Below are 6,000 nucleotides of genomic sequence, written 5' to 3'. Positions count from 1 at the left end.
CTTCACCGGCGTGCTGCGGCGCGAGGGTATCGCCATCAGCATGGACGGCCGCGGCGCCTGGCGCGACAATGTCGTGGTCGAGCGGCTGTGGCGCTCGGTGAAGTACGAGGAAGTCTACCTGCACGCCTACGCATGCGTCAGCGAAGCGCGCAGTTCGATCGGCCGATACCTGGGCTTCTACAACGCCCGGAGACCTCACTCGAGCCCCGGCGGACGTACGCCCGATCAAACCTACTTTGACAATCTGCCACAGGCCGTGGCAGCGTGAATTGGCCGCGACTTGCGGGGCGTCACTCCGGCCGGGCTACGCCCGACCTCCATGACGCCCCGCAGGCGCCAGCTTGAACAACCAAACCGCAGACGATCCACTTATCAAACGTCAAAGGCTGTTCAGACAAACCGAGCCACTTCTCTGTCCGCCGCTGACAAGGTCGCCGATCTTCATTTGCACCAGGTCACAACCCCGAAGCTTGCTGTCGATCGCCAGATCGAAGAGCGCCCGATCGCGCAGGCGGCGCCGCTGGTTGAGGTAGAAACGAATTTCCCAGATCTGTTTCGGCTTCAGGGCCCGCTTCGCACCGACGGTTCTTCCGGCATTCCAGACCTGACGCTTGGCGGCGGTGGGGTCGGTTTCAGACATCTCCATGATCTTTCTCCAATGGCCAGAGCGGCCATCGTAAGAACGCTTTCAGCTCTGATGGGCGGCCTATGCCGACCAACTCAGGCCGTACCGCTGCAGCCGCTTGAACGTTACGTTACACTGAAACCGGTCCTTCGCCCGTCAAATGGCTGCCGGTTGGCTACGCGCCCATTACCGCCGTTCAAGGGACAAGAGGCTTCTTTGAGAGCTGCCGCTGGTACGGCATCATAAGCGGAAAAAATTGGCGATTTTCTACTGTAATCCGCTGGACGGTACTTTCCGATGCCACGGTTGATCGTTCTGCGACCGGCAGGCAGATTTGATCCATTGCTAGCAAAGGGAATGTTCGATGATGAAATCTGTATGCATAGCCACGGCTCTGGTCGGCACGTTGTATTGTTCGGACGCTTCAGCTGCAAAGAAGCTCCAGTCCGAGGTGCACTACGTCGCCTTAGGCAGCTCGTACGCGGCGGGTATCGGTTTGGGCGATAAAGTTCCAAATTCGCCGCCGGTGTGTATGCGAGGAGAAGGCAGTTACCCACGCGTTCTGGCACAGATTATCGGAGCCAGACTTACCGATGCAAGCTGTTCTGGCAGCACGACGAAGCAAATTCTCGACAAGCGCCAAGCAGGTCTTGATCCGCAAATTCAGGCGGTAACCAAGGACACCGATCTGGTCACTATCACCGTTGGCGGAAATGACCTTGGGTATGTCGGAGATATGATGCGAACGACAGGTCTGTTCGGAGGCTTGCAGGGGCAGTTGCGATCTGCATCTGCACGTCCCTACACAGAACTGCGAAAAACCATCGTTGCTGTTTTGCGAGAGGTGCGTAAGCGGGCGCCTAAATCCAGAATTATCCTCGTGACCTACCCCGACGTCCTTCCCGAAAATGGAACCTGTGAACGCCTCGGCTTGAATGCTGGCGAGGCTGATACTTTTCGCGAGATCGCCAAGCAACTCGCAGCCACAACCCGCTCGGCTGCACGCTCAATTCAAGGCACGCAAGTAGTCGACGCTGCCCGTCAATCAAAAGGGCACGATGCTTGCTCTGCACAGCCGTGGACGACGGGAAGTCATCCAAATGAAGGCTTTGCGTTTCACCCGACAAGCGCTGGAGCACAAGCTGTCGCTGAGTTGATTGAAAAATCATTGAGCTAAGCGCGAAGGTCAGCTTTAGCTAGGGTCCTGACCCTAGCCAGCTTTCCCAAACAGGTCGGCCCGCAATCGGCCCGCATTGCGCGTTCGCCGACCGATCGTTGGGGCTCCGGGAATGGCAAGTGTCGGACATGCACCTGCCATTCTCGACCATCAATGCGAACGGCGGGTTTGTCCCAGCCCCGGCCACAACCGGACTGACCGCTCGTAGGCGCGAGACTTTTCCACTTGAGCGGCTTGGATGGGCGCATAGCGGCCAACAAACTGCCATTTCGTGACGCGCGCGGCCCGCCGCAGCTCTGTTTCGTTGCGAAGCAACTTTCCTACACCCTTGGGTCTGCGATACAGGAATGGGTTCACCCCGGCGCGTGCAGCTTTGGCGCGTCGGATGTTCGTGGGATTCCGGGTCCTGGGCCCGGAGGTTCGAAGGGTGGGCTATCATGGCGCAGGATTCGGGATCATCGCGGGGTTCGCGGTTCGGGCGGGGGTGGATACCGTCTTCGCGGGACATTGGTCTGCCGGGGGAGGGCGCTTCGCCTGCGTGCTCGGCTGTGCACATGGTTGGGGAGCGCGAGGGCGATGGCCCTCGCATTTCCTCCTCTTCTTCTTCTGAAGCTCCTCTAACTGAGCCGAACGGACGCTGGGACGCGGGCCGCAAGGTCCGGTTCCTGCACGCGCTGGCCGAGCGGGGGGATGTGCGCGGGGCCTGTGCGTCGGTGGGGATGAGCCGCCAGTCGGCCTATGTGCTGCGGCGGCGGGACCGGGTGTTCGCGGCGGGGTGGGCCGGGGCTCTGGTGCTGGCGCGTCAGCATGCCGAGGAGGTCCTGGCCTCGCGCGCGCTGGATGGGGTGGAGGAGAGCGTCTGGTTCCGGGGCGAGCTGGTGGGGGTGCGGCGTCGGTTCGATTCACGGCTGCTGCTGGCGCACCTGGGGCGGCTCGACCGGCAGGCGGGGGAGGTGCTGGGGGCGGACTCTGTCTCCGATCTGGCGGAGCGCTTCGACGAGGTGCTGGCGCTGGTCTCGGGCCTGACGCCCGAGGCGGACATGGTGGAGGATCGGGCGCACTTCGACGCGGTCTCGCCGGTGCTGCCGCTGGGCCGTGCGGACTTCGTGGCGCAGGGCTCGGACGCAATGTGCCGGGTGGTGGAGGACGAATGGTACGCGGCGCGGGCGGAGGCTGCGGGGGGTACGCCGGGTGAGGACGCCTGCGGTTTCGACTGGCCGGAGGCGCAGGCGCTGTGCGCGGCGCAGTGGGACGGCTGGCTTGCGGCCTCGTGCGGGCGGGTGGATGCGCTGGTGAGCGCGCTTCCCGAAGGTGCGGCGGAGGGGGGTGACAGTTCCCTCTGGAGAGTGTCAACCGTGTCACCTTCGCACTCCTCGCAAGGGGCGGAATCGGGCGGGTTCGATTTTTTTGAAAAAAGTGACGTGGGCCGGGAACGCAATTCGGGGATTGCGGTTATCGCTAGTGAAGGCCGGCGCAGTCAGTCCCCCCCACCCCCTCCAGACTGCGCCGGTCCGACCCTCTTGAAGGGCCGCAGGGCAAGCCTCGGATCGCAGCGAGGTGATGTCAGAGGGGAAGGAAGCTCAGCTTTCCTGAGCGAGGACGGCGAGATCTACCCGTCCCGAACCGCGGCTAACGAGACCAAGTTCGCGCGCGGCAGCTTTCGACAAATCGATGATGCGGTTGCCATGATAGGGCCCGCGATCCGTGATCGTGACGACGACGCTTTCGCCGTTGCGCGGATTGGTGACCTGGACCTGCGTGCCGAAGGGCAGGCTGGGGTGCGCGGCGGTCAGTTTCTCGGGGTCGAAGATGGCGCCGCTGGCGGTGCGGCGACCGGCGAATTTAAGGCCGTAGTAGCTGGCGACACCCGAACCGATCGATTCAAAGGCGTCTTCCACGATTTCCGGCGTGGCCGGGAGTTCCTGGACAACCGGCTGCGCGATCATGGCGGGGGCGGGTTCCACCGCAGCGACGGCCGCGACAGCTTGGACGGGGGCAGCCCCGGCATCGGCGTGGACGGGCCCGGCGAGCGGGAGCGTGACCGAGGCGGCAATGCCTGCCAGCAATCCGAAGCGTGAAACCTGCAAAACTTACCCCGCTGGGCCGTTGACGATGGAGCCGCTTTTACCCGCGATGCGTCAAGGATGGGACTCCACGAAAAGCGGCCCGTCGCGCGATGGCAACGGGCCGCCCTGAAATTTGGCTGGCTTGCGACGAAAGATTACCGATCGCGCTGGGCGAGGAGTCGCAGACGAAGCGCGTTGAGCTTGATGAAGCCCGCCGCGTCCTTCTGGTCGTAGGCGCCTGCATCGTCCTCGAAGGTGACGTGGCGCTCGGAGTAGAGCGAGTTCGCCGACTTGCGCCCGACGACCGAGACTGAGCCCTTGTAGAGCTTGAGGCGGACGGTGCCGTCGACCTTTTCCTGGCTGTGGTCGATGGCGGCCTGGAGCATCTCGCGCTCAGGGCAGAACCAGAAGCCGTTGTAGATGAGCTCGGCGTACTTGGGCATGAGCTCGTCCTTGAGGTGCGCGGCGCCGCGGTCGAGCGTGATTTGCTCGATGCCGCGATGGGCGGCGGCGTAGATCGTACCACCCGGGGTCTCGTACATGCCGCGCGACTTCATGCCCACGAAGCGGTTCTCGACGAGGTCGAGGCGGCCGATGCCATGCTTGCGGCCGAGCTCGTTGAGCTGGGTAAGAAGGGTGGCAGGCGACATGGCTTCGCCGTTGAGCGCCACGCCGTCGCCCTTGGCAAAGTCGATGGTGATGTATTCCTGCGCGTCGGGCGCGTCCTCGGGGTTTACAGTGCGCGAGTAGACGTAATCGGGGGTCTCTTCCCAGGGATCCTCGAGGACCTTGCCTTCCGAGGATGTGTGGAGCAGGTTGGCGTCGGTCGAGAACGGGCTCTCGCCGCGCTTGTCCTTGGGAACCGGGATCTGGTGCTGCTCGGCCCAGGCGATGAGCGCGGTGCGGCTGTTGAGGTCCCACTCACGCCAGGGGGCGATAACCTTTATCGCGGGATCGAGGGCGTAGGCCGAAAGCTCGAAGCGGACCTGGTCGTTGCCCTTGCCGGTCGCGCCGTGCGCGATGGCATCGGCGCCGGTTTCCTTGGCGATCTCGATGAGGCGCTTGGAAATGAGCGGGCGTGCGATCGAGGTGCCGAGTAGGTAGTCACCCTCGTAACGGGCGTTGGCGCGGAACATCGGGAAGACGAAATCGCGCACGAATTCCTCGCGCAGGTCGTCGATGTAGATGTTCTCGTCGGGCAGGCCCATGAGCTTGGCCTTGGCGCGCGCGGGCTCGAGCTCCTCGCCCTGACCAAGGTCGGCCGTGAACGTCACGACTTCGCAGTTGTAGGTGACCTGAAGCCACTTCAGGATGACGCTTGTGTCGAGCCCGCCCGAGTAGGCAAGGACGACCTTCTTGATATCGGACATGGGATAGGTGCTCCGCTCAGGTTTGGCGGAGCCGGTATCAGCGCAGTCGATGCGGTGCAATGGGCACGAGCGGGCAGGCGCTCAATTATTCGACTTTCCCGGGGCGTCCTGCAGTGCCAGCACGGCCGGGTTCAGGGAGCCGATGTGGGTCAGGTAGGTCTTGGGCTTGCGCATCATCTTCTTGGGAAAATCGACCTTGAGCCCAGACATTTGCGCCACAACACCGACGAACGTGACGCAATTGCGCTCGTCGATGTCCCAGAGATATTCCGGATCGTGCCACCAGGTCTGAACTTCGGCGATGATCTCATGGTAGGTTTCATCGCTGATCGGAACACTGAAGTGGTAGTTCGCCCGATCAATGTAGTCTTGCTTCTCGATCAGCATGGTCTGCTTCACGGGGTGAAAGAGGAAGCCAATCGAAGAATTCTTGGCGGAGAAGCCATAGTTTTCGTCAATCACGGTGCCGTCGGCGTCCAGCGTTCCCTTCAGTGTGAAAAAGGCGTGAACCGAGCGTAGCGACGTCAGGGAGGTCTGCACGCTGTAGAAGGACACCTCGACCCGCGCCGATGCGGCAGGGGCCAAGAGCAGGGCGATGGTCGCGAGTGCGAAGGACCCAAGACGCCGAAAAATCCATTGCATTATCAGGAGCCTCCATCTGTTTTACAGGCGGGGTCTGCGGGATTTTCTATTTTCGCCTTGAATTATTGTGCCTTGGGTCCTTGCTTCTGGTCAAGCGTGTCGTTCTTGTCTGGCTGGTAT

At 62.4% G+C, this 6,000-nt stretch carries 5 protein-coding genes and 1 pseudogene; 2 read left to right on the top strand and 4 right to left on the bottom strand.

Going from position 1 to position 6,000, the window contains the following annotated elements:
* Positions 1–268 (top strand): integrase core domain-containing protein (locus FMM79_RS00665; protein ID WP_148625005.1); only part of this gene is annotated, 268 nt, incomplete at its 5' end.
* Positions 269–412: 144 nt separating this feature from the next.
* Here FMM79_RS00665 and FMM79_RS00660 read toward each other — a convergent pair.
* Positions 413–646 (bottom strand): annotated as a pseudogene (locus tag FMM79_RS00660) (integrase); the annotation flags it as partial.
* Between the two features lie 343 nt (positions 647–989).
* Between FMM79_RS00660 and FMM79_RS00655 the strand changes: the two are divergent.
* A complete protein-coding gene (locus FMM79_RS00655) occupies positions 990–1,802 on the top strand; it encodes an SGNH/GDSL hydrolase family protein (RefSeq protein WP_148625199.1) in 813 nt (270 codons plus the stop codon).
* Positions 1,803–3,382: 1,580 nt separating this feature from the next.
* Here the strand turns inward: FMM79_RS00655 and FMM79_RS00650 are convergent.
* From FMM79_RS00650 to FMM79_RS00640, 3 genes are all read right to left on the bottom strand, one after another.
* Positions 3,383–3,748: a septal ring lytic transglycosylase RlpA family protein gene (locus FMM79_RS00650; protein ID WP_148625208.1), complete on the bottom strand. Its 366-nt coding sequence runs from the start codon at positions 3,746–3,748 to the stop codon at positions 3,383–3,385.
* Between the two features lie 275 nt (positions 3,749–4,023).
* Positions 4,024–5,238 carry an argininosuccinate synthase gene (locus tag FMM79_RS00645; RefSeq protein WP_148625197.1) on the bottom strand — a complete coding sequence of 405 codons (1,215 nt, stop codon included), beginning with the start codon at positions 5,236–5,238 and terminating at the stop codon, positions 4,024–4,026.
* Between the two features lie 81 nt (positions 5,239–5,319).
* On the bottom strand, positions 5,320–5,880 hold the full coding sequence (locus tag FMM79_RS00640) for a hypothetical protein (protein WP_162528402.1): 561 nt from the start codon (positions 5,878–5,880) through the stop codon (positions 5,320–5,322).
* Positions 5,881–6,000 lie beyond the last annotated feature (120 nt).

The organism is Novosphingobium sp. BW1, assembly GCF_008107685.1.
Taxonomy (GTDB): domain Bacteria; phylum Pseudomonadota; class Alphaproteobacteria; order Sphingomonadales; family Sphingomonadaceae; genus Novosphingobium.
Note: the sequence above shows the minus strand (reverse complement) of the source record. Positions and strands in the feature narration are given on the sequence as shown.